Source organism: Dactylosporangium sp. CA-152071 (assembly GCF_050936335.1).
Lineage (GTDB): Bacteria > Actinomycetota > Actinomycetes > Mycobacteriales > Micromonosporaceae > Dactylosporangium > Dactylosporangium maewongense.
In genome coordinates this window covers 2,303,305-2,327,377 of sequence record NZ_JBNJMZ010000002.1, presented here as the reverse complement: position 1 = coordinate 2,327,377, position 24,073 = coordinate 2,303,305, and the positions used below count along the sequence as shown (strand labels likewise).

Annotated in this window: 23 protein-coding genes; 10 read left to right on the top strand and 13 right to left on the bottom strand. The window is 71.8% G+C overall.

Annotation, left to right across the window (positions count from 1 at the left end):
* Position 1: 1 nt before the first annotated feature.
* Both ACQEVZ_RS50505 and ACQEVZ_RS50500 read right to left on the bottom strand, forming a co-directional pair.
* The gene (locus ACQEVZ_RS50505) at positions 2-1,204 is read right to left on the bottom strand and encodes an RNA polymerase sigma factor (protein WP_433382361.1); all 1,203 of its coding nucleotides are present in this window, start codon (positions 1,202-1,204) and stop codon (positions 2-4) included.
* 5 nt (positions 1,205-1,209) lie between these two features.
* Positions 1,210-1,557: a YciI family protein gene (locus ACQEVZ_RS50500; protein WP_433382358.1), complete on the bottom strand. Its 348-nt coding sequence runs from the start codon at positions 1,555-1,557 to the stop codon at positions 1,210-1,212.
* A gap of 149 nt (positions 1,558-1,706) precedes the next feature.
* Here ACQEVZ_RS50500 and ACQEVZ_RS50495 point away from each other — a divergent pair, with 149 nt between their 5' ends.
* From ACQEVZ_RS50495 to ACQEVZ_RS50470, 6 genes are all read left to right on the top strand, one after another.
* The gene (locus tag ACQEVZ_RS50495; RefSeq protein ID WP_344499301.1) at positions 1,707-2,591 is read left to right on the top strand and encodes a S1C family serine protease; all 885 of its coding nucleotides are present in this window, start codon (positions 1,707-1,709) and stop codon (positions 2,589-2,591) included.
* 29 nt (positions 2,592-2,620) lie between these two features.
* Entirely contained in the window at positions 2,621-3,613 is a 993-nt protein-coding gene (locus ACQEVZ_RS50490) for an AAA family ATPase (protein ID WP_344499303.1), read from the top strand.
* A 2-nt stretch (positions 3,614-3,615) separates the two neighbouring features.
* On the top strand, positions 3,616-4,512 hold the full coding sequence (locus ACQEVZ_RS50485) for a DUF58 domain-containing protein (RefSeq protein ID WP_354896444.1): 897 nt from the start codon (positions 3,616-3,618) through the stop codon (positions 4,510-4,512).
* Between the two features lie 85 nt (positions 4,513-4,597).
* Positions 4,598-5,560 carry a VWA domain-containing protein gene (locus tag ACQEVZ_RS50480; RefSeq protein WP_433382353.1) on the top strand — a complete coding sequence of 321 codons (963 nt, stop codon included), beginning with the start codon at positions 4,598-4,600 and terminating at the stop codon, positions 5,558-5,560.
* Complete coding sequence (locus tag ACQEVZ_RS50475; protein WP_433382350.1) at positions 5,560-6,642, top strand: vWA domain-containing protein; 1,083 nt, start codon at positions 5,560-5,562, stop codon at positions 6,640-6,642. Before ACQEVZ_RS50480 ends, ACQEVZ_RS50475 begins: the two co-directional genes overlap by 1 nt.
* 45 nt (positions 6,643-6,687) lie before the next feature.
* Positions 6,688-7,023: a hypothetical protein gene (locus ACQEVZ_RS50470; protein ID WP_433382347.1), complete on the top strand. Its 336-nt coding sequence runs from the start codon at positions 6,688-6,690 to the stop codon at positions 7,021-7,023.
* 133 nt (positions 7,024-7,156) lie between these two features.
* Here the strand turns inward: ACQEVZ_RS50470 and ACQEVZ_RS50465 are convergent, their stop codons facing one another.
* Positions 7,157-7,672: a hypothetical protein gene (locus ACQEVZ_RS50465; RefSeq protein ID WP_433382344.1), complete on the bottom strand. Its 516-nt coding sequence runs from the start codon at positions 7,670-7,672 to the stop codon at positions 7,157-7,159.
* 306 nt (positions 7,673-7,978) lie between these two features.
* On the opposite strand from ACQEVZ_RS50465, the gene ACQEVZ_RS50460 reads away from it, so the two are divergent.
* From ACQEVZ_RS50460 to ACQEVZ_RS50450, 3 genes are read left to right on the top strand one after another with little or no spacing between them, the layout of a single operon-like run.
* A complete protein-coding gene (locus ACQEVZ_RS50460) occupies positions 7,979-8,437 on the top strand; it encodes a hypothetical protein (RefSeq protein WP_433382341.1) in 459 nt (152 codons plus the stop codon).
* Between the two features lie 41 nt (positions 8,438-8,478).
* Positions 8,479-8,856, top strand: coding sequence for a hypothetical protein (locus ACQEVZ_RS50455; protein ID WP_344500699.1), 378 nt, complete (start codon positions 8,479-8,481; stop codon positions 8,854-8,856).
* Positions 8,853-11,177, top strand: coding sequence for a DUF4132 domain-containing protein (locus tag ACQEVZ_RS50450; protein ID WP_433382338.1), 2,325 nt, complete (start codon positions 8,853-8,855; stop codon positions 11,175-11,177). The genes ACQEVZ_RS50455 and ACQEVZ_RS50450 overlap by 4 nt, the downstream gene beginning before the upstream one ends.
* Here ACQEVZ_RS50450 and ACQEVZ_RS50445 read toward each other — a convergent pair.
* The 9 genes from ACQEVZ_RS50445 to ACQEVZ_RS50405 form a co-directional block, all read right to left on the bottom strand.
* A complete protein-coding gene (locus ACQEVZ_RS50445) occupies positions 11,174-11,620 on the bottom strand; it encodes a nitroreductase family deazaflavin-dependent oxidoreductase (RefSeq protein WP_360561122.1) in 447 nt (148 codons plus the stop codon). The genes ACQEVZ_RS50450 and ACQEVZ_RS50445 overlap by 4 nt on opposite strands.
* Before the next feature lie 100 nt (positions 11,621-11,720).
* Positions 11,721-13,805: a glycoside hydrolase family 2 TIM barrel-domain containing protein gene (locus ACQEVZ_RS50440; protein ID WP_433382334.1), complete on the bottom strand. Its 2,085-nt coding sequence runs from the start codon at positions 13,803-13,805 to the stop codon at positions 11,721-11,723.
* Positions 13,806-13,874: 69 nt separating this feature from the next.
* Positions 13,875-15,179: a mannitol dehydrogenase family protein gene (locus ACQEVZ_RS50435; RefSeq protein ID WP_433382331.1), complete on the bottom strand. Its 1,305-nt coding sequence runs from the start codon at positions 15,177-15,179 to the stop codon at positions 13,875-13,877.
* The gene (gene manD, locus ACQEVZ_RS50430) at positions 15,176-16,384 is read right to left on the bottom strand and encodes a D-mannonate dehydratase ManD (RefSeq protein WP_433382328.1); all 1,209 of its coding nucleotides are present in this window, start codon (positions 16,382-16,384) and stop codon (positions 15,176-15,178) included. The genes ACQEVZ_RS50435 and manD overlap by 4 nt, the downstream gene beginning before the upstream one ends.
* Entirely contained in the window at positions 16,381-17,211 is an 831-nt protein-coding gene (locus tag ACQEVZ_RS50425; protein ID WP_433382325.1) for an ABC transporter permease, read from the bottom strand. Before ACQEVZ_RS50425 ends, manD begins: the two co-directional genes overlap by 4 nt.
* The gene (locus tag ACQEVZ_RS50420) at positions 17,208-18,086 is read right to left on the bottom strand and encodes an ABC transporter permease (RefSeq protein WP_344499326.1); all 879 of its coding nucleotides are present in this window, start codon (positions 18,084-18,086) and stop codon (positions 17,208-17,210) included. Before ACQEVZ_RS50420 ends, ACQEVZ_RS50425 begins: the two co-directional genes overlap by 4 nt.
* A complete protein-coding gene (locus tag ACQEVZ_RS50415; protein ID WP_433382321.1) occupies positions 18,086-19,138 on the bottom strand; it encodes an ABC transporter ATP-binding protein in 1,053 nt (350 codons plus the stop codon). Before ACQEVZ_RS50415 ends, ACQEVZ_RS50420 begins: the two co-directional genes overlap by 1 nt.
* The gene (locus ACQEVZ_RS50410) at positions 19,135-20,340 is read right to left on the bottom strand and encodes an extracellular solute-binding protein (RefSeq protein WP_433382318.1); all 1,206 of its coding nucleotides are present in this window, start codon (positions 20,338-20,340) and stop codon (positions 19,135-19,137) included. Before ACQEVZ_RS50410 ends, ACQEVZ_RS50415 begins: the two co-directional genes overlap by 4 nt.
* A 50-nt stretch (positions 20,341-20,390) precedes the next feature.
* Entirely contained in the window at positions 20,391-21,389 is a 999-nt protein-coding gene (locus tag ACQEVZ_RS50405) for a LacI family DNA-binding transcriptional regulator (RefSeq protein WP_433382315.1), read from the bottom strand.
* A 154-nt stretch (positions 21,390-21,543) separates the two neighbouring features.
* Between ACQEVZ_RS50405 and uxaC the strand changes: the two genes are divergently transcribed.
* A complete protein-coding gene (gene uxaC / locus ACQEVZ_RS50400; protein WP_433382312.1) occupies positions 21,544-22,953 on the top strand; it encodes a glucuronate isomerase in 1,410 nt (469 codons plus the stop codon).
* Between the two features lie 100 nt (positions 22,954-23,053).
* Here the strand turns inward: uxaC and ACQEVZ_RS50395 are convergent, their stop codons facing one another.
* Positions 23,054-24,037 (bottom strand): SMP-30/gluconolactonase/LRE family protein, encoded by a 984-nt coding sequence (locus tag ACQEVZ_RS50395; RefSeq protein WP_433382309.1) that lies wholly within the window; start codon positions 24,035-24,037, stop codon positions 23,054-23,056.
* Positions 24,038-24,073 lie beyond the last annotated feature (36 nt).

Sequence of the window (24,073 nt, the reverse complement as noted above, 5' to 3'; positions counted from 1 at the left end):
GTCAGGCCATCCCGCGCAGTTCGGCGAGGCGCTGCTCGCGGTGGCGGCGCTCCACGTCGGTGACGGTGCCGGCGAGGGACGAGGTGAGGGCCTCGACCGCCTCCGCGTGGCGGCCGGCCCGGGCGAGCAGGTCGGCGCGCACCGCGTGCCAGCGCGGATCCGGCGGCAGGTCCGCGAGCAGGGCGAGGCCGGCCGCCGGACCCGACGCCTCCGCGGCGGCGACGGCCCGGGCCAGCCCCGCCGCGGGGTTCGGGGCGACCGACATGAGCAGGTCGTACAGGCGCAGGATCTCCGGCCAGTCGGTGCCGTCGTAGGAGGCGGCGCGGGCGTGCTCCGCGGCGATCGCCGCCTGCAGCTGATACGGGTCGGCGCACCGCTGCGACGCCTCCAGCGACGCGTTGAGCAGCGCGATCCCGCGGGCGATCGCCGCCGCGTCCCACCGCGTGCGGTCCTGGCAGTCGAGGGTGACCACGGCGCCGGAGGCGTCGAGGCGGGCGGGCCGGCGGGCCTCGGTGAGCAGCAGCAGCGCGAGGACGGCGGCGGGCGCGGGCTGGCCGGGGAGCAGCGCGTGCAGCAGCTCGGCGAGCCGGACCGCCTCGCGGCAGGCGTCCACGTCATAGGTGGCGTGCCCCGACGTGTACAGGCTGTGGATCACGCCGCACACCGCGGGGAGCCGCGCCGGGAGCTCCGAGGGCGCCGGCACCCGGTAGGGGATGTGCGCGGCGGCGATCTTCTGCCGGGCGCGGGTGAGCCGTTTCTCCGTCGCCGCCTCGGTACTGAGCAGCAGCCCCGCGATCTGCGTGGGCGACAGGCCGCACAGCGTCCGCAGCGCGAGAGCGACCTGCGTCGGGGGCGACAGCGCCGGATGGCAGCAGGTGAAGATGAGCCGGAGCAGGTCGTCGTGCACGACCTCGTCGGGCGGCAGGTCCGCGCGGGCCAGCTCGATCATCCGGGTGCCTTCCTCCTCCTTGCCGCGGCGGGCCTGCTCGCGGCGCAGGATGTCGATGGCCTTGCGGCGGGCGGTGACGGTGAGCCACGCGCGGGGCTGTGGCGGCACCCCGGTCACCGGCCACGCCCCGAGGGCCGCGAGGGCCGCCTCCTGCACGGCGTCCTCGGCGATCTGGACGTCGCCGATGGTCCGGATCAGGGTCGCGAGGATCCGCGCCCCTTCCACCCGGACCGTCTCGGCGACGGTGTCGTGCACGCCGCCTACCTGGCGGCGATGACCGGGCGGACCTCGACGGCGCCGCCCCACGCCGCCGGGATCTGCGCGGCGATCGCGACGGCCTCGTCCAGGTCGGCGGCCTCGATCAGGTAGTAGCCGGTCAGGGCCTCCTTCGTCTCCGCGTACGGGCCGTCGGTCGTGACGACCTTCCCGCCGCGGGCGCCCTCCACCCGGACCACGGTGGCCGTCGCCGTCGGGTGCAGGACGGCGCTCGCCCGGAGGCTGCCGGCGTTGTCGACCGCGAACTGCCGGTACTCGGCGAGCTCGGCCGCCTGCTCCGGCGCCCACCAGTCGACGTCGGCCGTGAAGGTCAGTGCGAGGTACTGCGGCATCGGACCGCTCCTTCCATCTCGGGAACTCAACCAAACAACGATCGGCACCCGCCGGGAAAGGACATCAGGACCCGGTGATTGCCGGATGAGAATTTGATTTGGCAGAAAGTTCTTACCTGGCTCCCAGGAAGCACCGTTACGTTGGTTGCATGCGCCGCGAGGAGGCACCACGCGACCTTGAGGTCGAGTTCGATGTCCCGGCCCAGGGCGACGTCCTCGCCCAGGGTGACGACGCCCCGCCGCGCCCGCCCCGGCAGTGGCCGAAGCTGCCCGCCCCCCGCAGGAACGTGCTGCTCGCCGCCGTGGTCCTGCTCGCGCTGGCATTGACCGCTTACGTCGCGTTCCAGGCCGGCGGCGGCGGAGCCGAGACGGCGAAGCCGCGCCCGTCGGCGTCGCCCTCGCCGTCGGCGTCCGGGCCGCCCACGATCGCGCAGGTCTACGCGGCCGTCGCCCCGTCGGTCGTCACCATCCAGGCCATGAACGGCGAGGCCGTCACCGCGACCGGCACCGGCGTCGTCGCCAGTGCGCAGGGGATCATCCTGACCGCGTTCCACGTCGTCGAGGGCGCCGCCGGCATCCAGGTCATCTTCGCCGACGGCACCAAGACCCCGGCGAAGGTCGCCCAGTCCGACCCGGCCCTCGACATCGCCGCGCTCGCCCCCGAAGGGCTGCCGGACGTGCTGGTCCCCGCCGTCATCGGCAACTCCGAGCGGCTCGCCGTCGGCAACACCGTCATCGCGATCGGCAACCAGCTCGGGCTCACCAGCAGCGCCACCGCCGGCGTCGTGTCCGGCCTGCAACGCACCGCGACCAACCCAGACGGCACCAAGCTCACCGGCCTCATCCAGTTCGACGCGGCCGTGAACCCCGGCAGCTCCGGCGGCCCGCTCCTCAACGCCAAGGGCGAGACGATCGCGATCGTCGTGGCCCTCGCCAACCCGACCTCCGCCGGCACGTTCGTCGGCGTCGGCTTCGCCGTGCCGATCGGCGCCGCCCTCGGCGCGGGTGGCGGAGACCAGGCACCACAGCAGTAAGCACCCGCTCGCAGACGTAAGGACGATACGTGGACACACCATCCGAAAGCGGCATCACCAGCGCGGTCGAGCAGGTCCTGTACGAGGTCAAGAAGACCATCGTCGGGCAGGACGCGCTCCTGGAGCGGCTCATGGTCGCCCTGCTGTCGCGCGGGCACATCCTCGTCGAGGGCGTCCCCGGCCTGGCCAAGACCCTCGCCGTGAAGGCGCTCGCGTCGGCGATCGGCGGGCAGTTCCACCGCGTCCAGTTCACCCCCGACCTGGTGCCCGCCGACATCGTCGGCACCCGCGTGTACCACCAGGTCAGCGGCCAGTTCCAGGTGTCGCTCGGACCCGTGTTCACCAACCTGCTGCTCGCCGACGAGATCAACCGGGCGCCGGCGAAGGTGCAGAGCGCGCTGCTGGAGGTCATGCAGGAGCAGCAGGTGACGATCGGCCGGGAGACGCACCACATCCCGCGGCCGTTCCTGGTCATGGCCACCCAGAACCCGATCGAGTCCGAGGGCACGTATCCGCTGCCCGAGGCGCAGGTCGACCGGTTCATGATGAAGGTCGTCGTCGGCTACCCGAGCCCGACGGAGGAGTTCGTCATCGTCGAGCGGGCCATCTCCCCGGCGCCGCTGCTGCAGGCGATCGTCGACCCCACCCGGCTGATCGAGATGCAGGGCGAGGTCGAGCAGGTCTACGTCGACCCGGCGCTCATCGAGTACTCCGTCCGCCTCGCCAACGCGACCCGCCGGCCCGAGGAGGTCGGGCAGGGCGACCTCGCGCGGTACATCAGCTTCGGCGCCAGCCCGCGCGCCTCGATCAACCTGGTCCTCGCCGCGCGCGCCCTCGCGTTCATCCGCGGCCGCGACTACGTCATCCCACGCGACCTGACCGAGCTCGCCCTCGACGTGTTCCGGCACCGGCTCGTGCTGTCCTACGAGGCGCTGTCCGACGACATCACCGCCGACACGATCCTCACCCGGGTCATGGCGGCGCTGCCGGTGCCGGCGCCGGTGCGCAGCGGAAGCCGCTGACCGTGACGAGCGCACCCGACCGGCTGCTGCGGCGCCTGGAGTGGCAGGTGATCCGAAGACTCGACGGGCAGTTGCTGGGCTCCTACCGCACGGTCTTCCGCGGTTCCGGCATCGACTTCGCCGACCTGCGTGAGTACACGCACGAGGACGACGTCCGCCACATCGACTGGAACGTCACGGCGCGCCTGGACGAGCCCTACGTGCGCCAGTACACCGAGGACCGCGAGCTCACCGCCTGGCTGGTCCTCGACCTGTCGGCCTCGATGCGCTTCGGCACCTCCGGCGGCAAGGACGGCCTGCTCACCGAGCTGGCGGTCTGCCTCGCGCGGCTCTTCACGAATGGAGGCAACCGGATCGGCGCCGTCCTCTACGACAACGGGCTGCAGCGGGTCGTCCCGCCGCGCACCGGCCGCAACCACGTCCTGCGGCTGGCCCACGAGATCTCCCGGGCTGCTTCGGCCGTCGGGGACAAACCGGGCGCCGCCACCGACGTCGACGGGATGTTGCGCCTCGCCGCGTCGCAGGCCCGCCGCCGGTCCCTGGTCTTCGTCATCTCCGACTTCATCAGCGGCGACGCCGTCAACTGGGAGTCGTCGCTGACGCGGCTCACCCACCGGCACGAGGTCGTCGCGATCCGGGTCGTCGACCCGATGGAGCTGGACCTGCCCGACCTCGGCCTGGTCCTCGTCGAGGACGCCGAGACCGGGGAGCAGGTCCTCGTCGACACCAGCGACCCGCTCTTCCAGCAGCGGCTGCGCGAGCAGGTCGACGGCCGCGAGGCCGCGGTCGCGGCGGCGATGCGCCGGGCGCGCGTGACCCCGCACCTCGTCACCACCGACCAGGACCCGCTCCTCGCCCTGGTCGACATGGTCCGCTGGTCGAAGCGGCGCCGCTCATGAGCGGGCCGCAGCGGAGCGAGGACCCGCGAATCATGGGTGCAGGGTGGAGCTCAGGCCGATGCCGGAGCGCAGCGGAGGCGTCGGCATGAGCTTCCAGAACCCTTGGCTGCTGGTTGCCGGAGTGGTTGTCGCTCTTGCGGTGTTCGTGGCGTACTGGTGGCTGCAGCGGCAGCGCAGCCTCGCGCTCTCTTCGGCTGGACTTGCCATGGCGAAGAAGGACGGGCTCCGCCGCCACCTGCCGCCCGTGCTGTTTCTCGTCGCGCTGACCCTGCTGCTGCTCTCCGTCGCCCGCCCCCAGGCCGAGCTGCCGGTGGCCCGCGCCGCCGGGACCGTGATCCTCGCGTTCGACGTGTCCAACAGCATGGGCGCCGACGACGTCGCACCCACCAGGCTCGCCGCCGCCCAGGCCGCCGCGATCGAGTTCGCCGACGCGCAGCCCGACAGCGTCAGCATCGGCGTCGTCGCGTTCGACGAGGGCGCGCTCACCACCCAGCAGCCGTCCGAGGACCGGGCCGCGACGACCGCCGCCATCAAACGCCTCCGGGTCAACGGCGGCACCTCCCTCGGCCAGGCGATCCTCGCCTCCCTCACGGTCATCGCCGGCAAGCCCGCCACCCTCCCGGAGGACGGCCAGCCCGCGCCGGACCTCGGGTACTGGGGCAACGCCACCATCGTGCTGCTCTCCGACGGCGAGAACACCGGCGGACCCGACGCCGTCGCCGCCGCCCAGCTCGCCGCGACCGCGGGCGTCCACATCGAGACCGTGGGCGTCGGCACCGTCGACGGCACCACCGTCGAGGTCGACGGCTTCCAGGTCGCGACATCCCTGGACGAGGAGCTGCTCACCGAGGTCGCGAAGACCACCACCGGCAGCTACCACCGCGCCGAGAACGCCGAGGCCCTCCACGACGTGTACGAGTCGCTGGACCTCCGGCTCACCGTGCAGACGAAGCCGGTCGAGCTGACCGGTGCCGCCGCGGCGCTCGCCGTGCTGCTGCTCACCATCGGGGGAGTACTGATGACCACCTGGTTCGGACGGATCCTCTGATGTCGCTGCACTGGCCGTGGGCCCTCGTCGCGCTGCTGGCGTTTCCGCTGCTCCTCGCGGTCCGCTGGTGGACCCGCCGCCGTCGCCGCCGCGCCGCGGTCCGGCTGCCGAGCGTGGGGCTGATCCGGGCGGCGCTGCCCGGCCGTACATCATGGAAACGCCGGATCCCGCTGTGGCTCTTCGCCGCCGGACTGCTCGTCACCGGCACCGCCGCCGCCCGGCCGGAGGCGTCCGTCGTCGTGCCGGACAGCGCCGCGACGATCATCCTGGCGATGGACGTGTCCGGCTCGATGTGCTCCACCGACGTCTCACCCAACCGGCTCACCGCCGCGCAGAAGGCCGCCCGGGAGTTCATCAAGGAGCACGACGGCAACCAGAAGATCGGCCTGGTCGCGTTCTCCGGCATCGCCGGGCTGATCGTGCCGCCGACCACCGACACCAGGCAGCTCCTCGACGCCATCGACGGCTTGCGCACCGCCCGCGGCACCGCGATCGGCCTGGCCATCCTCACCTCCATCGACGCCATCGCCGAGATCAACCCCGACGTCCCACCGACCGGCGTCGAGGTCCCCGACGACGGCGTCGCCACCGGCGAGTACGAGCCCGACACCATCGTCGTGCTCACCGACGGCCGCAACACCGACGGCGTCGACCCGATGACCGCCGCGGCCGCCGCCGAGGCCCGCCGCCTGCGCGTCTACACGATCGGCTTCGGCACCTCCGTCCCCTCCCCGATGGTCTGCTCCAGCGACCAGATCAGCAGCGGCGGCGGCCAGTTCCGCGGCGGCCCCGGCCCCGGCGGCCAGTTCGGCGGCCGCGGCCGCTTCCAGGACATGGACGAGGGCACCCTCACGAAGGTCGCCGAGACCACCGGCGGCAAGTACTTCAAGGCCGAGGACGCCGAAGCCCTCGGCGACGTGCTCCGCGACCTGCCCAGCCAGGTCACCCTCCAGCGCAAGAAGACCGAGCTGACGTCGTGGTTCGCCCTCGCCGGCGCCCTGCTGGTCCTGCTCGCCGTCGCGCTGTCCCAGTGGTGGAACCGCATGCGGCCACCCGCGGCTTCGGCCGTCAGCCGCCGCTGAACCGCTCCGGCGGCGCACTTGATCGCCGCGGCTACCTTGACCGGCATGACCGCCCGGCCCGCCCCGGCGCCATTCACCTGGCGCCGGGCACCCCTGTCCATGCTGCTGCTCGCGCTCATGCTGCTGTGGCTGCTGAGCCCGATGATCTGGCTCTACGCCATCGGCCAGATCGGTCCCGACTCCAACGTCGACCCGACCCCCGAGCAGTCCCGCGCGCTGCGCGTCGCGCACTGGACGACGTTCTCCTACGTCCTCATCGCCCCGATGGTCGTGCTCTCCGTCTCCTGGTGGACGAGGCGCCGCGTGGTGCTGATCCTGACCCTGGCGGAGCTCGCCCTCGGCGCCCTGGCCGTGGCCGCCCTGCTGCTGATGACGACCTGACGACGCCTTGACCGGGCCGGGTTGGTTCGTCGCCGCTGACCGGTCAGCGCCGGCGGGCGGCGAGCAGGTCGTCACCGGCCGTGACAATGTGTCCCAGCCCTGCGCCGGCCGCGGTGCCCGGCGACGAGCGCACTCAGACGGATGCCCCCGATGGTTCCTGGCCTCGCGCCTTGAGCTGCCGTAGGCGGCGCCACCAGGACCAGCACCAGCACCAGGGCCGGGTGAGGACGAGGCCGAGGACGAAGATGGCCACGGAAATGGCGAGGGTCATGGCGTCGTCCTTCCAGCTCTGGGCGCCGGCCAGCGGATAGATCACGGTTGGGCTTCCGGTGTCGCGGGCGGGGAGCGTGTCCCCGACCTTGGCGCCGGGCGGCAGTCCTCCGGACAACCCCGTGTCCCGGCGCACCACGGTGCCGTCGTCGCTGACGAAGTCGCCGACCCATCCGCATCGTTGCCGTGGTGGATCCCAGCGGTCGCAGGGCCGGGGGTCGGTGAGGGTGAAGGTGCCCGTCACCCCGGCGCCCTGTGCCGCCCGCCAGGCCGGCACCGTCGTGATGGCCGCACCCGCGGTGCCGACGCCGCCGAGCAGCAGTGCGAAGATGCCGAGGACCAGCACCTTGACTCGCTTGTTCGTGGCGATCACCCGCATGCGTCATCGTACTTGGTCACGTCGCGGGGCGGGTGTAGACCTCCTTCGGGATCGTGTACCGGTTCGTCGCCGCTGCTTGCTCGGCGCTGCCGGGCGGCGAGCAGGTCGTCGCCGGCCGTGACGGTGTCCGCGTCGCGGCGCACGTCGTGGACGCCGGCGAAGGCCCGCGACGTGATCCGGAACGGGGTCGCAACCCGGCAAGCCCCTCCACCGACGCCCGCATGCCGACGGATATGTCCCACCCCTGCCCCCACCACCCGCCCTGACGTGCCAGGCTCAGCGGGGAAGCGTGGACGGGGGCACCGGTTGGAACGTTTCGAGGCGTTGCTTGCCGTGGTCGACTGGGGCGGCGTCGACGGTGGCCGGCTCGGCGATCACATCGGGCCGGTGCCCGCAGTGCCGCAGATGGTGCGTGATCTCTGGCATGTCGACCCGGACCAGCGCTTTCTCGCGATCGACTTCCTGGAGAGGACGGGCTTGACGTGCGGGCAGCCGCGTCCGGCGACCGTGCAGTTGGTCCCGGTGATCGTTGCGGTGCTCGCCGATGCGCGGTCCGCCGGGGTGCGGGTGTCCGGCTTCTTCGATCCGCGGTTGCCGCTGCGGGCCCGGCGGCTGGAGATGCTGGGCAACGCGGCGACCGCGCCGGCATGGGGTGGCACCGATGAGGAGTTACGGGCCAAGCGGTTGCCGTCGCGGCGGGCGTCGAGGGGCTGCTGCTGCCGGGCGCTGCTCGCTGATCGGGATGGGGGCGCGGGCGGGTCGTGACAGGGGTCGGCGGGGTGGCCTAGGCTCCGGCCGTGCGGGTGATGATCCATGACGAGACGGCCGGCGGGCGGGTCGTCGGGGCGCTGGAGCTGGATGTTGCCGGGCCGGTGCGGCTGCGGGAGCTGATCCGGCTGCGGGTGCGGGAGGAGGTCGCGCGGTACAACGCGCGGCCGGTCGAGCGGTTCCACGGGCTGGTCCGGCCGACGGCGGCCGAGGCGGATCTCAACGGGTACCTGATGCCCACGCCGGCGCGGATCGACTGGGAGCGGCAGGCGGACGCGGCGGAGGCCGCCTTCGAGCGGAACGGGTTCTTCGTGCTCGTCGGGGACCGGCAGGTGGAGGATCTCGACGAGGAGCTGACGCTCGACGAGGCGTCCCGCGTGGTGTTCATCCGCCTCGTGCAGCTGGTCGGCGGATGACCGCCGCCGAAGCCCTCGCCGGACACCAGGCCCGGGCCGCGCAGGTGCTTCCGGACAGACTGGACGCCGAGGCCGCAGAGCAGTTCCGGCGGCTGGTGGTGCCGGACCTCGATGACGAGCAGGTCCGCGCGGTCACCGTCGCGCTCGCCGAGCGGGTGTCGAGGTATCACTCCTGGGGGCCGTGGCCAGCGGCGCGCATCTTTCCGGCGCTGGAGAGCCGGCGGGCGGCGTGGACGGCGGGCGACGTCGAGCTGCTGTTCGGCTTCGCCCGTCCGGCGTCGTTGAAGGTGACCGTGTTGCGGGTCGCCATCGGCGCGGCCGAAGAGCTGGACCCGGCCGACCGGGGTGGCCTCGTGGAGTGCTTCCGGCAGGCGCAGGAACTGGTCATGGGCACCAACGAGGGCAGCTCGGGCGAGCGGTCGCAGCTGCTGCGGCGGCTGGCGCTGCTCGCGGACACGGCCGGCGACGGTGTGCCTGTCCTCGCCGGGCGGCTCCAGATCGGGGACGGCTGGAGCCGGGCGGTGGTCGAGCGGCTCAATGTGCCGCCGGCCGACATCGACGCCTTCGGTGCGCTGCTCGATCACGCGCTGACCCTGACGTCCGGCCCGCGGCCGACGAAGGCGTGGGTGCAGCGCGCCGCCGAGTTGCTGGACGGCCGGGCCGGGCTGCTCGATCTGCTGCACCGGGTGCTGCATCTGGCCCACACCTGCCGACCCGAGCCGGTTAAGCAGGACCACGCGACGTTCCACCTGCGGCTCAGCCGGGACAACGCCGACCTGGTGCGGGGGCTGCTGTGGGCGGCGCAGGTGTCCGGCGAGGAGTGGCTGGTGCACGTCGTGCTGGCGCTGGAGCCGACGCTGCACGAGCCGAAGCCGCTCAACGCCTGCTACGCGGTGCTGGGCCGGCGCGGCGACGCCGACGCGATCGCCGCGCTCGTGCGGATGCAGCGCGGCACCCGGCACCGCGGGAAGCTCAAGCAGATCGCGGCCGCGCTGGACGAGGCCGCTGCCGCCGCCGGGATCAGCCGCTCGGAGCTCACCGAGCTGACGATCCCCGACTGCGGCCTCGACCGGCGGCGGCAGCGGCGCATCGGAGCCGCGCTCATCGAGGTCGACGAGCGGGCCCGGGTCCGCGTGACGTGGGACGACGGTGCGGACAAGGCCGATGCGGAGGTGCGCAGCGCCACCGCCGACCTGAAGAAGGCCCTCGCCGACGAGCGCGCCCGCCTCGAGGACCTGCTCGTCGAGGACCGCGACTGGCCCTTTGCGGTGTGGCGGCAGCGGTACGCCGAGCACCCGGTCACGGGCAGCCTCGCCACCCGCCTGCTGTGGACGGTCAGCGACGGGGAACACCGGTACACCGGCCTGCCGGACGCGGACGGCGGGTTCACCCTGCCCGGCGGGAAAACACCGGGCGACGCGGCGCGGGTGCGGCTGTGGCACCCGGTGGACGCCGATGCGGAGGAGGTCCGCGCCTGGCGCGCGCACATCCTCGACCACGAGCTGGCGCAGCCGTTCAAGCAGGCATTCCGCGAGGTGTACCTGCTGACCCCCGCCGAGGAGGAGACCCGCCTCTACTCAAACCGGTTCGCGGCGCACATCCTGCGGTACCAGCAGGCCTACGCGCTCATGAAGGAGCGCCGGTGGGGCAGCAACTACCTCGGCGGCTGGGACGGCGGCTACGACGGCGAGGCGAAGCGGGAGTTCCCCGCGGCCGGCCTGACGGCCGTCTTCCACCACGAGCAGGCCGTCGACGGCGGCGGCGACCCCGTGCAGTTCTGCTCGACCGACCGGGTCCGGTTCGAGCGGGGGCGTGGCCGGGCGCGGCAGGACGTCCCGCTGGCGGAGGTCCCGGGAAGGGTCTTCAGCGAGGCGATGCGCGACGTCGACCTGTTCGTCGGGGTCACCTCCATCGCCACCGACCCGACCTGGGCCGACCACCGCACCGACGACGCTCGGTTCGGCTACTGGCAGGCGTTCGCGTTCGGCGAGCTGACGGCCAACGGCCAGGTCCGCCGGCAGGTCCTGGAGCACCTGCTGCCGCGGCTGAAGATCCGCGACCGGGCCCGGCTCGACGGCCACTACCTCGTCGTCGACGGCCGCCGCCACACGTACCGGATCCACATCGGCAGCGGCAACATCCTCATGTCCCCGAACGACCGCTACCTGTGCATCGTGCCGGCCGGCGCCGGCAAGACCCCGGGGGTGCGCTTCATCCCCTTCGAGGGCGACGCCATGCTGTCGATCGTGCTGTCGAAGGCCATGCTGCTGGCCGACGACCACAAGATCACCGACCCGTCGATCCTGCGCCAGCTCGACTAGGCGACCGGGGTGAGCAGGACGATCGGGATCTCGCGGTCGGTCTTCTGGGCGTACTCGTCGTACAGCGGGAAGATGCCCGCCATCTGGGTCCAGAGCGGGGCGCGCTCGGCCGGGGACGCGACGCGGGCGCGGGCGGTGAACCGGCGGGTGCCGACCTGCACCCCGACGCTCGGGTCCGCCTCGAGGTTCTTGAACCACGCCGGGTCGTCGTCGGCGCCGCCCTTGGAGGCGACGACCACGAAGTCGTCCCCCGTGGTGCCGTAGATCAGGCAGTTGCGGCGTGGCTCGCCGGTCCGGCGGCCGGTCGTGGCGAGCACGAGGGTGAGCACGCCGTTCGACTCGTGCCCTTCGGTGCCGCCAGAGGCCAGGTACTTGCGGGTGTGCTCGGCGACCCAGTCCCACTTCGAGTCGGTGGCGCGGTCGAGGTCTTCGGCGACAGCCATGTCGGGCGGTCCTTTCTGATGCGGACGGTACCGGTTGTTCCTACCCCATGGACGGAGCCGGCAACACGTTCTCGACATCGGACAGGACCGCCCGTGGCGCTCAGTTCAAGTTCCAGGTCACGGTGTCGGTGACGGGGGTGCCGTTGATGGTGGCGGTGACCTGGACGGTGTTGGCGCCGGCGCGCAGGGTCACGCCGGTCCACTTGAAGATGTGATCGGCGCTGGTGCGGGAGCCGAGCGAGACGCCGTTGAGGGTGGCGGTGACGGATGCCGCGTTCGAGTACACCTTCAGCTCGGTCGCGGCGGTGGTGCGCTGGGTCCAGCGGCGGCTGGTGATGTACAGGGTGGGCGCCGCCGACCAGTTCGCCTTGTAGAAGTAGAAGGCGTCCTTGCGGGTGACCCGGTCGCGGGTGACGAGACCCTTGTCGTTGATGCCGGGCTGGCCGCCCTCGTTGCGCGCGTCGGCGGCGAAGTCGAACATGTTCCACACGTACGTGCCCCACACGTACGGGCGGGCGTCGAGCTGCTTCCAGGACGCCTCGTGCAGCAGCGCCTGGTACTCCTCGGGGTGGGACTGGCCGCCGGGGCTGGGCGCGGCGGGGTTGAGGGCGTGCTGGGTGGTGTTGGCGCCCGCGCCGTACTCGGACAGGGCGATGCGGCGGGACGGGTTCGCGGCGTGCAGGCCGTCCAGGTTCCCGCCGAGGTCGTTGTAGCCGCCGTTGTACCAGCCGAAGTACTTGTTGTAGCCGCTGGCCTCGGCGTGGTTGTTGACGGCGCCGGTGTCGCTGACGCAGCAGCTGGCGTAGACGGAGACCCGGTCGGGGTCCTCGGCGTTCACGAGGCCGGCGAGGCTGTCCAGCAGGGCGTTGGTGGCGGCGTTGTCGACCCGCTGCTCGTTGCCGATGCCCCAGAAGACGATCGACGGGTGGTTGTAGTTCTGCCGGATCAGCTCGATCATCTGCTGGCGGGCGTTCGCCGTGTAGCCGGCGGAGTTGGTGGTGTCGTTGACGAGCGGGATCTCCGCCCAGACGACGAGACCGCGTTCGTCGGCGAGGTTGTAGTCCTTCTGGTCGTGCTGGTAGTGCGCCATCCGGATGGTGGTCGCACCGATCTCGCGGATCAGGTCGAAGTCCTGGGTGTGCTGGGTGTCGTCGACGGCCCAGCCGACCCCGGCGCGGTCCTGGTGCAGGTTCACGCCGTGCAGGTCGTACGGGTGACCGTTGAGGGTGAAGCCGGTGTTGGGGTCGACGCCGAAGGTGCGCAGGCCGAGGGGCTCGGTGACCACGTCGGTGACCTGGCCGTCGGAGCGGATCTCGACGTTCGCCTTGTACATGTACGGGTCGGCGAGCCCGTCCCACCGGTGCGGGTCGGCGATGGTGACGGTCTGCACGACGTCCACGCCGGCGTTCGCGGCGACGGTACGGGCGGGCAGCGACTGGTCCGCGACGATGTTGCCCGCCGCGTCGGTGACGACCGTGCGGACGACGACGGAGCGGCTCGACGTGGAGTTGTTGAACAGTTTCGTGGTCACGTCGACCGTCGCCGACGCCGCGGTGACGGACCGCTGCCGCAGGTACACGCCGGGGCCGGCGGAGTCGAGCATCCGCACGGCCAGGGGGTCGACGACCTGCAGGCTGACGTTGCGGTAGATACCGCCGTAGAACGTGAAGTCCGCGGACAGCGGCGGGATGTCGGCGTTGTTGGCGTTGTTCACCTTGACCGCGATGACGTTGTCCTGCCCCACCTTGAACGCCGACGTGGCGCCGAAGCGGAAGCGGGAGTAGCCGCCGGAGTGCTTGCCGAGGTAGGTGCCGTTGACCCACACGTCGGCGACCTGGTTCGCGCCGGCGAACTGCAGGAACAGCATCTTGCCGGCGAAGGACGCCGGGACGGTGTAGTGCCGGCGGTACCAGCCGACACCACGGTAGTAGTTGTTGCCCCCGTCCGCTCCGTCAAGAGCGTTCCAGGTGTGCGGGACGTTGAGCTGCTGCCAGCCGCTGTCGTTGAATGCGGTGGCCTCGGCGCCGGCGACGTCGCCCTTGGTGAAGCGCCAGCCGGAGTTGAGGTCGACCCGCTGCCGGAGCGCGGGCGGGGTGTACGTGGCCGCGGACGCGTGGGGCGCCGCGATCACGTTGGCGGCCACGACCATGACGGCCGTGGCGAGCCACGTGACGATCCTGGGCATTGTTCACTCCCGAACGGGACGTATGGCGGTACGCGCCGCCCCGGGCGGGGCAGCGGTGAGGTGCCGTGTTCAGTTGAAACGCAGGCGTGCGACCTGTTCGACGAGCAGGTCGCGCCAGGTGGTGCCGAGCGGTTCCCCGAGGAACGGCTGGAGCGCGTCGACGAGCGAGGCGGGGGTGGAGCGGCCGGCCGCCGCGGCCGCCAGCGCCGCCGCCTGCGGGTCCTCGACGGGTTGGCGGGTGGCGACGTACACCATCCACGCCGCGACGGCGAGCGCGGTCCACTGTGGAGTGTGTCCCGAACTGAGACGGTCGCGGGCGGTGCCGAGCAGCCGGATCGGCAGCTTCAGCGAGCCGTCGGCGGCGACCTGGGCGGTCCGGTGGCCGAGTGCCGGGTCGGCGAACCGGCGCAGGATCGACTCCTGGTAGCCGCGCAGGTCGAAGCCGTCCGGCAGGGTCAGGGTCGGCGCGGCGTCCTCGGTCATGAGCCGCCACGCGGCGTCGGCGAGGACGGGGTCGGTCAGCGCCGACGCGATCGTCTCGTGGCCGGCGAGGGCGCCGGTGTACGCGAGCAGCGAGTGGGTCGCGTTGAGCAGCCGTAGCTTCGCCGCCTCGTACGGCGCGACGTCCGTGGTGAACGTGGCGTCCCACGCGGGCCGCCCGGCGGCGAACGTGTCCTCGATGACCCACTGGCTGAAGGGTTCCGCGACGACCGTGCCTTCGTCGCGGACGCCGAGGATCCGCTGTACATCGGCGAGATCGGCGGCGGAGGTCGCGGGGACGATCCGGTCCACCATGCACGACGGGAACGCGACCGAGGAGCCGATCCACTCGACCAGCCGGTCACCGGCCGGCAGGGTGGCGGCGTGGGCGAGGACGATCCGGCGCAGGGTGGCGCCGTTGGCGGGCAGGTTGTCGCACGGCAGCACGCTGAGCGGCCCGGCGTCGGCGCGGCGGCGCAGCTCCAGGCCGGCGACGAGCCGCTCGACCGCGTTGCCGGGCCGGTAGCCCTTCTCGGTCACGGTGAGGGTCACCAGGCGCACGGCCGGGTCGGCGATCCTGTTCACCAGTTCGAACGCCAGGCCGATCTCGCGCAGGGCGCCGATGATCCGCGGAGGTCCGGCGCCGACGCCCCGTTCGAGGACGGTGTACAGGCAGTCCTGCGGCGCGAGCTGGTCCCGGACGGTCGTGGACCGCTGGGTGAAGCCGGCGATCCCCCAGGTCGGGTCGGCGGCCAGGGTGGCGTCGGTGTAGACGGCCTGGTGCGCCCGGTGGAACGCGCCGACGCCGAGGTGCACGATGCCGACCCGCACGTCCGCCGGGTCGTACGGCAACGCGGGCAGTGACCGCAGGGCGGACATCGACAGGCGGGTCACCAACTGTGCATCGTCCCGTCTTCGAGACGGTTCACCGGCAGCGACGCCGGCTTGTACGGGTACCGCGCGGCGAGCTCCTCGTCGATGTCGACGCCCAGCCCCGGCTCCTCGGACGGGTGCAGGTAGCCGCCGTCGAAGTGGTACCCGTGCGGGAACACCTCGTCCGTCGCGGTCGTGTGCCGCATGTACTCCTGCAGCCCGAAGTTCGGGATGGCGACGTCGACGTGCAGGGCGGCCGCCATGCAGACCGGGGACAGGTCGGTGGCGCCGTGCGAGCCGGACCGCACGTGGTGCAGCGCCGCCAGGTCGAAGATGCGCCGCAGGTGGGTGATCCCGCCGGCGTGCACGACGGTCGCGCGGATGTAGTCGATGAGCTGCTCGCGGATGAGCTGCTCGCAGTCCCAGACGGTGTTGAACACCTCGCCGACGGCGATCGGGGTGGTGGTGTGCTGGCGGATGAGCCGGAACCCGTCCTGCAGCTCGGCGGGGACGGGGTCCTCGATCCAGGTCAGGTCGAACGGTTCCAAACTCTTGCCGAGCCGGGCGGCCTCGATCGGGGTGAGCCGGTGGTGCACGTCGTGCAGCAGCCTGACGTCGGGGCCGAACTCGTCGCGGACGCGGGCGAACACCGACGGGGTGTGCTTCAGGTACTTCGCTGTGGACCACACGTTCTCGGTCGGCAGGGTGGCGTCGGCGGGCTCGTAGTACATCTTGTCGCCGGAGACGCCGTAGGTGCTGGCGAGCCCGGGGACGCCGGTCTGCACCCGGATGGCCTTGTAGCCGAGGTCGACGTACCTGGCGACCTCCACCAGCACGTCGTCCACCGTGGATCCGTTGGCGTGGCCGTAGACGGTGACGCCCTCGCGGGAGCGGCCGCCGATCAGCCTGTACACCGGCAGCCCCGCGATCTTGCCGAGGATGTCCCACAGGGCGGTGTCGACGGCGGCGATCGCGCTCATCGTGACGGGCCCGCGCCGCCAGTACGCGCCCTTGTACAGGTACTGCCAGGTGTCCTCGATACGGGTCGGGTCGCGGCCGATGAGCTGCGGCACCACGTGGTCGGTGAGGTAGCTGGCGACGGCGAGCTCGCGGCCGTTGAGGGTGGCGTCGCCGACGCCGGTGACGCCCTCGTCGGTGACGATCTTCAGCGTGACGAAGTTGCGGTCGGGACAGGTGACGATGACCCGGGCCTCGCTGATCCTCATGTGACGTCCTCCTCCTTGACCCGGGCGACGAGCTGGGTCGGGTTCACCAGGCGCAGCGCCAGGACGAGCAGCACGAGCATCGTGCCGGTGTAGATGACGGCCATCCCGTCCACGGACTGCTGCGCGCGGATGCCGGCGGCGGACATCGAGTTGTAGAGCGCGACGACGAGCGTGGTCGAGTCGGGCCCGGCGGTCAGGAACGTCAGCTCGAACATGCCGACGGTGCGGACGAGGACGAGGATCGACGCGGCGAGGATGCCGGGGACGAGCAGCGGGGCGAGGATGCGGGTGAAGATCTGGCGGGTGCCGGCGCCGCACATGCGGGCGGCGCGTTCGATGGTGGGGTCGATCTGCTCGATGAACGGGGTCATGGTGAGGATGACGAACGGCACCGACGGCACCAGGTTCGCCAGCACCACCCCGGTCATGTGCCCGGCGAACCCGTACTTGTAGAGCACGGTCGCCAGGGGGATGCCGTACGTGATCGGCGGCATCAGGATCGGCAGCAGGAACAGCAGGTACAGGACGCGCCGGCCGGGGAACGCGCGGCGGGCCAGCACGTAGGAGGCGGGCACGCCGACGAGCACGGAGATGCCGACGACGAGCGCGGACACCTCCAGGGTGGTGACGAGGACGGGCAGCAGCCCGAAGTCGCGCCACGCCTCGCCGTACCACTGGCCGGTGAAGCCGGAAGGCAGCCACGTGTCGAACCATTGGGTCCCGAACGAGCTGACGACGACGGAGCCGACGAGGCCGAACAGGTTGACGAAGAAGAACGCGACGACACCCCAGACGAGCCAGGCGGCAGGACGCGCGGTGATTCTCATCCCTTGCCTCCGGTGGATCCGGTGTACAGCAGCGACCGCCAGCCGAGGACGGCGGCGATGACGGCGAGCTCGACGAGGCCCATGACGACCGCGATCGCGGACGCCTTCGGGTAGTCGTACTGTTCGTAGCCGGCGTGCCAGGCGGCGATGGAGATGACGCGGGTGTCACCGGCGGGGTCGCCGACGAGGACCGCGGACGGGAACACGCTGAACGCGAGCACGAACGTCAGGCAGAACGTGGTGGCCAGGCCCGGCGCGAGCAGCGGCAGGGTGATCCGCCGGAAGCGCTGCGCCCAGCCGGCGCCGAGGGTCGCGGCGGCCTTCTCCAGGGTCGGGTCGATGCCCGACAGGTACGACAGCACCAGCAGGAACGCGAACGGGAAGCCGGTGATGACGAGGGAGAAGAACACGCCCCAGTAGTTGTGGGTGAGCCGGACCGGGTCGTCGATGATCCCGGCCGCCATCAGGGTGCGGTTGAACCAGCCGGTGGGGCCGAGGAAGTTGAGCAGCCCCTGCGCGGTGAGGACCGTGCCGAGGGTGATCGGCACGACGAGGAGCGTGGTGAGCAGCCGCTTGCCGCGGAACCTGCCCCGCATCCGGTAGGCGATCGGCACCGACGCGCCGACGTTGAGCAGCGCCACCGGCAGCGACAGCCACAGCGTGGTGGTGAGGGTGCCGCGCTCGTACGCGTCGCTGAAGAACGACGTGTAGGCCGCGAACGGCCCACCCTCTTCGGGTTGGAACGACAGCCCGATGCCGTAGAAGAACGGGTAGACGAACAGCGTCACGACGAACAGCAGCGCCGGGCCGAGCAGGAGCAGCTGCCGGTCGACGCCGCGCTCGGCGAGCCGGTGCCGCAGCGCCACCTTGGCCATCAGCTCTCCCCTCCGGCGGGGAACACGAGCAGCGCCGACGGGTCCACCGCGAGGCGGACGTCGTCGCCCGGCGCGGGCCGGGTCCCGGTGCGCAGGTGCAGGCGCTGCCCGGCTTCCGTCACGACCTCGACGGCCACCTCGCGGCCCTGGTACTCCACCACCTCGACGGTGGCGGGGAACCCGTCGTCGGCGATCCGCAGCGACTCCGGTCGTACACCGGCGACAACGGCATCCCCGATGGCCAGGTCGCCGACGGCGGTGCCGTGCAACGTCAACCCGCCGCCCTCCACCACTGTGGACGGTCCGGTGTGGACGACCTTCATCGGCAGCAGGTTGCGGAAGCCCATGAAGTCGGCGACGTGCCGGTTCGCGGGCTGGGTGTGCAGCTGCTCCGGGGTGCCGACCTGCTGGACGCGCCCGTTGCGGAGCACGACCAGGCGGTCGGCCATCGACAGCGCCTCCTCCTGGTCATGTGTCACGTAGACGGTGGTGAGGCCGAGCGCCTGGTGCAGGCGGCGGATCTCGGTGCGCATCTCCAGCCGCAGCTTCGCGTCCAGATTGGACAGTGGCTCGTCCATCAGGACCAGCGACGGCTCCAGCACGACCGCGCGGGCGATCGCGACCCGCTGCTGCTGCCCGCCGGACAGCTGCCCGGGCAGCTTCCGCGCCTGCTGCTCCAGGTGGACCAGGGCGATCGCCTCATCGGTGCGACGGCGGATCTCGGCGCTGGGCAGGCGGCGCATCTGGAGCCCGAACGCGATGTTCTTCGCGACCGTCAGGTGCGGGAACAGGGCGTAGTTCTGGAAGACCATGCCGAAGCCGCGCTTCTCCGGCAGCAGCGTGTCGAGGCGGGTGTCGTCCTGCCAGATGCTGCCCGCGGTGAGCGGCAGCAGGCCGGCGAGGCAGTTGAGGGCGGTCGACTTGCCGCAGCCGGACGGGCCGAGCAGGGCGATGAACTCGCCCCGCTCGATCGTCAGGTTGAGGTCGACGAGCGCGTCCTGGCCGCCGAAGCGCCGGGTCACGCCGTCGAGCCGCAGCTGGTTGAAGGTCACTTCTTCACCTTCGCGCCGCCCACCTCACGGTCCCACTTGTCGAACGCGGCGACGAGCGCCTTCGCGTCGAGCGGGACCTCCAGAGGGTTGCCGGCGATGAGCTGGTCGTACTCGGGGCGGCCGAAGTCGGTGATCGCCTTCTGGCTGTCGGCGGGCGCCATCGACAGCGGCACGTCCTTGACCGCCGGGCCGGGGTAGAAGTAGCCCTTGTCGTAGGCCTTCGCCTGCTGCTTCGGGCTGAGCATGTCCTGCAACAGCAACAGGATCGCGGCCTGCTTGTCGGCGGAGACGCCCTTCGGCACGACGGCGTAGTGCGCGTCGGTGACCCAGTGGAAGCCGTTGAGCGAGCCGATCTTCGCGTCCTTCGGCACCTGGCCGAGGACGCGCGGGTTGATGTCCCAGCCGGTCGTGGTCGCGATGATCTTCGCGGAACCGTTCGCGAGGGACTTCATCGTCTCGCTGGTCGAGCTCGGGTACAGCTCGACGTACTTGTTGAGCTCGGTGAGGTACGCCCAGGTCTTCTCCCAGCCGTTGACCGGGTCCTTCGGGTCCTTGTCGCCGAGCAGGTACGGCAGGCCCATCAGGAACGTGCGGCCGGGCCCGGAGTTCGCGGGGCGGGCGTACTGGACGGCGCCCGGGTTGGCCTTCGCGTACGCGAGGAGCTCGTCGGCGCTCTTCGGCGGGTTCGGCACCTTGTCCGGCAGGTACTCGATCAGCGGGCCCGACGGGTAGTAGGTGACGGTGACGCCGAAGTCCCCGGCGAGCTTCTGCATCGCGGCGGCGCCGGGCAGGTAGCTGTTCATGTTGGACAGGCGCTGGGCGTACGTGGGAAGCAACGGCTGCCAGAGCCCCTGGTCCACACCGGCGGCGAGGCCGTCGACACCGGTGAGCACGAGGTCGATGTCGACCCGTCCGGCGTTCTGCTGCGCCTTGACCTTCGGCGCGAGCTCGGGCGCGGTCGCCTTGGAGTAGGTGACCTTGCTGATCGTGTCGCCGTGCGCGGACACGAAGTCGTCGATCATGCCCTGGGTGAGCTGCAGGTTGCCGGCGACGTCGAGGATGTTGAGCGTCACGGGGGACGCGGGCTTGAGCGGCAGGTCGCCGCTGGACGCGGCCGACGGGGTGTTCTTCGCCGGGGCGCCGCAACCGGCGACGAGCGTGAGGGTGAGCAGTGCGGCGAAGTGTCTGCGGGTCAGGGACATAGCGGGATTCCCTTCTGGTGCACGCTTCAGGGGGTGTCGTGCGGCGTGGCTCAGGTGGTGCTGGCCGCGGGTGGGCGGCCTGTCGAGTGGCGGACCATGAGCTGTGACGGGAGCTCACGGCGGGCGAGGGCGGCGCGGTCGGGGCTTTCGAGCAGCTGCAGCAGCATGTCGACGCCGGCGCGGCCGATCGGCTCCTGCGGTTGGGCGACGGTGGTGAGCGACGGGCTGACCATCTGGGACAGCACGATGTCGTCGAAGCCCATGACGCTGATCGCCTCGGGCACCTTGACGCCGCGGGTGGCGAACCAGTTCAGCAGGCCGAGCGCGACCAGGTCGTTGTAGGCGATGACGGCGGTGACGCCGGTCGCCAGCACCAGGTCAGCCGCCGCGACGCCGCCGGCGAACTGCGGCACGAAGTTGCCGACCTCGACGAGCTCGATGTCGCCGGCCGCGGTCACCGCCCGCAGCGCCTTGGCCCGCTCCCGGTTGGACCACGACGCCCGCGGGCCGGCGACGTAGGCGATCCGCCGGTGGCCGAGGGCGGCGAGGTGCGCGACGGCCTGCCGGATGCCGTCGACGTTGTCGATGGTGATCGCCGGGATCTGGCCGACCCGGCGGTTGAGCATGACGATCGGCGTCTCGCCCGTGACCGAGCGCAGGTCCTCCTCGGTCATGCGCGGCGAGCAGAGCACGATGCCGTCGACCTGCTTGCTCAGCGCCCTGACCAGGCCGGCCTCGGCGTTGGGGTCCTCGTCGGTGTCGGCGAGGAAGACCGAGAAGTCCGACTCGCGGGCGCGGCTCTGCACGCCCTTGACGACGCCCGGGAAGAACGGGTTGGTGAGGTCGGGCACGATCAGCCCGATGTTGCCGGTGCGGCCGGTGATCAGGCCGCGGGCCGCGCGGTTGGGCTGGTAGCCCAGCTCGGCGGCCGCCCGCTCGACCCGGGACCTGGTCTCGGCCTGGACGAGCGCGGGTGTGGTCAGTGCCCGGCTCACCGTCGACGGCGACACGCCGGCCACGCGGGCCACGTCCTTGATCGTCACCGGCATCGAGCACGCTCCCTGGGTCTCGTGATGACGGCAAGCATGAAATCGTTTGTAGGTCGATGTCAAGAGATTCCTCACGCTCACTCTTGACGCGGCGATTTCGTGCGCACACAGTGATGAGAACGTTTGTGGGATCTACCTCTGAGGAGTCACCACGGTGCCGCAGCTCCACCTCGACCCCGACCGGGCCCTGCCACCGGACCCCACGACCAGGGAGCTCGCCCGCACCGTCTACGCCGCGACCAGGTCGCTGCCGCTGGTCTGCATGCACGGCCACGTCGACGCCGCGCTCCTCGCCGACGACACACCGTTCGGCGACCCGGCCTCACTGCTGATCACCCCGGACCACTACGTGACCCGGTTGGTGCATGCGGCGGGTGTACCGCTGGAGGCGCTGGGCGTGGGCCCCTCGGCGACGACCGACCCGCGGGCGATCTGGCGGACGTTCTGCGCCAACTGGCGGCTCTTCCGGGGCACCCCGTCGCGGTACTGGCTGACCCACGAGCTCGTCGAGGTCTTCGGCGTCTCCGTCGTCCCGTCCGCGGCCACCGCCGACGCGCTGTACGACGCCCTGTCATCGCGCCTCGCTTCGCCGGAGTTCCGCCCGCGGGCCCTGTTCGCACGGTTCGGCATCGAGGTGCTCGCCACCACCGACTCGCCGCTGGACGACCTCGACGCCCACGCCCGGCTGGCCGCCTCGGGTTGGGAGGGCCGGGTCATCCCCACCTTCCGCCCCGACGCCCTCGTCCACCTCGACCGTCCTACGTGGACCGCCGACGTGGCCGCCCTCGCCAAGCGCGCCGACGTCCCCACCGACGACTACGACGGCTACCTGGCGGCGCTGCGCGCCCGGCGGCAGGCCTTCATCGCCGCGGGCGCCCTCGCCACCGACCACGGCCACGAGTCCGCCGACACCACCCCGCTGCCGCCGGCCGAGGCCCGCCGCATCTACGCCGCCGCCCTCTCCGGCCAGGTCACCCCCGCGGAGGCCCGCGCGTTCGCCGGCCACATGCTCCACCAGATGGCCGCCATGTCCTGCGAGGACGGCCTGGTCATGCAGCTGCACCCCGGCGTCCTGCGCGATCACAGCACCGATGCGTTCGAGCAGTACGGCCCGGACCGCGGCTTCGACATCCCCGTCACCGCCGAGTTCACCCGCTCGCTGCGCCCGCTGCTGCAGTCCTTCGGCCGCCACCCCGCGCTGCGCCTGATCCTGTTCACCGTCGACGAGACGGTCTACAGCCGCGAGCTGGCCCCCCTCGCCGGCGTCTACCCCGCCGTCCGCCTCGGCGCCCCGTGGTGGTTCCTCGACAGCCCCGAGGGCCTGCGCCGCTTCCGCGCCTCGGTCACGGAGACGGCGGGCTTCTACAACACGGCCGGCTTCGTCGACGACACCCGCGCGTTCGCCTCGATCCCGGCCCGCCACGACCTGGCCCGCCGCATCGACGCCGGCTACCTGGCGGGCCTGGTCGCCCAGCACCACCTGGACCTCGACGAAGCCATCGAGACGGCGGTCGACCTCGCCTACACGATCCCGAAGGAGGTCTACACCCGCCCCGCGACGTGACCAAGTTACGACGGCGCCTGCGGGTGATCGCCACGAACAAGCGAGTCAAGCTGCTGGTCCTCGGCATCTTCGCGTTCTCGTTCCACCGCGCCGGCTTTGTTCAGCCGGCCGGTTGTGCCGGGATGTCGAGGACGGCGACGTCGGTGGCGGTGAGGCTGCCGGCGATGACCGTGCCGGCGTGTTCGGCGACCGAGGTGACGAAGCCGTAGGAGCCGTCGGTGGTGCGCAGGTCGTGGACGAGGTGGCCGTCGAGGGTGAAGGCCATGACCCACGCGATCGGGGTCGCCTTGGGGCGCAGCGCGGCGGGCAGGTTCCAGGCCAGGAGGCGCAGGAGGCCCGGCAGCGGCAGGAGGCGGTCGAGCAGCGGGTTGCGGGGCGCGGCGATCGCGACCCACAGCAGGCCGTCGCTGCCGAGGCTCATGTTGTCGGGGAAGCCCGGCAGGTTCTCCACGAAGGGCTCGACCCGGCCGTCGGGGCAGTGGCGGCGGATGCGGTACCCGGCGGTCTCGGCGAACAGCAGGGAGCCGTCGGGGACGAGGACCAGGCCGTTTGCGAACTTCAGGTCGTGCAGCAGGGTGGTGACGGTGCCGTCGGGGTCGCGGCGGATCAGGCGGCCGGTGCACGTGTGCTCGAACATGTCGCCGAGGTGGTGTTCGAGGTCCCAGCGGGTCGTCGACGTGGTGAACCAGATCGTGCCGTCCGCGCCCTGCACGACGTTGCTGGCGAACGTGAGCGGCGCGCCGTCCACGGTGTCGACGAGCACCTCGACCGTGCCGTCCGCGGTGACGCGCAGGAGGCCCCGGTCGTGGTCGCAGACCAGGACGCTGCCGTCGGGGCACGGCTGCACGCCGAGGGGGCGGCCGCCGGTGTCGGCGACGACCATGCGCGAGCCGGCCGGGCCGAGGCGCAGGAGCCGGCCGTCACCGGTACCGGTGACGACGACACCCGACACGTCGAACATGACGTCCTCAGGGCCGTGCCCACCCGTCGCCAGCCGCCGCGCGACGACGAACGCGCCGGTCGGCCCGGTGTCGCGCGCCGCGGGCGGCCGCCATCGACGCGGCACGATCCAGCGGCGGGGCATGGCAGCACCCTACGACGGCGTGGCCGCCCGCGCCAC